We start from the raw sequence: 1,019 nt of genomic DNA, 5'->3' as shown, positions 1-1,019 counted from the left end.
TCCTGGGCCGCGTCGCGCATGGTCAGGGCCGCGCGGCGGTCCTGGTCCTCGAAGTCCTTCACGCCGGGAAACATGGAATGGACCAGATAAAAGGCGGCGGAGCAGCCGCGTAGCGCGGCCATCAATGTCGGTCGGTCCAAAACATCGGCCTGGGCCAGTTCCACGCCTGGGTCGCTGGCAAAGGGGCGACAGCGCAGCTTGTCCGTGTTGCGGCCGATGGCCCGCACGCGCCAGCCTTTTTCCAGCAGGGCCGGCACCAAGCGCCCGCCAATGTAGCCCGTGGCCCCGAGCACCGCCACGGTCCGTGTTTGCGTCATGCATTTCCTCCGGGAGAAGGTCTTTCTTTCCAGATAGTTCCTCGGGCCGTCCTGGCAACCGCCTTTACTCGCGCGGCCAAGGTCCGTATGCCCAGGATTATTTCAACCTTGAGCGAGGCTATCATGCATATACACGTGGTTCGAGACAGTGGCGAGTTGAAAGATACGGTGATGGTGGTCTTCAGGACCGAGGACGCGGAGCTGGACGGTGTGGGCGCGGACATTTTGGCCGGGCGCGGCGGTGCCGTCGATGACGGCTTTTCGGGCAAGGCCGGTCGGGTCCGACTGGGATGCGGCGCCGAGGGCCGGGTTTTGAGCGTTGGCCTGGGCAAGACCGCCGAGGCCGATCCGGACGCGTTCCGGACGGCTGTCGGCGCGGTCGTGCGCGCCGCCGCCACCCAGGAACTGCCGGCCCTGGCCGTGGACGCGGCCCACTTGGCGGCCCTGGATTTGGCCGAGGATCTAGCCGTGGAGTTCGCCATTGCCGCGCGTCTGGCCGCGTACCGTTTCGTGGCCTTCAAGTCCGAGCCCGGCGAAGCGGATTGCCCGCACCGCGTGGCCATCAGCGGCGGCAAGCCGGATCTGCACGAACGGCTGCGCGCCGCCCTGGCCGTTGCCGATGGCGTGGAACTGGCCCGGAATCTGGTCAACACTCCGGCCAATGTGGCCACGCCGGAATATCTGGCCCAGACGGCCCGTGAC

2 protein-coding genes are annotated in these 1,019 nt (G+C 67.0%); one reads left to right on the top strand and one right to left on the bottom strand.

Features of this window, described 5'->3' with window-relative positions:
• Nucleotides 1–317: NAD-dependent epimerase/dehydratase family protein (locus EOL86_15675; protein NCD27010.1), on the bottom strand; the 317-nt coding region annotated here is incomplete at its 3' end.
• 87 nt (nt 318–404) lie between these two features.
• Here EOL86_15675 and EOL86_15670 point away from each other — a divergent pair.
• Nucleotides 405–1,019: aminopeptidase (locus tag EOL86_15670; GenBank protein ID NCD27009.1), on the top strand; the 615-nt coding region annotated here is incomplete at its 3' end.

Source organism: Deltaproteobacteria bacterium, from assembly GCA_009930495.1.
Classification (GTDB): Bacteria; Desulfobacterota; Desulfovibrionia; order Desulfovibrionales; family Desulfomicrobiaceae; genus Desulfomicrobium.
Note: the sequence above shows the minus strand (reverse complement) of the source record. Positions and strands in the feature narration are given on the sequence as shown.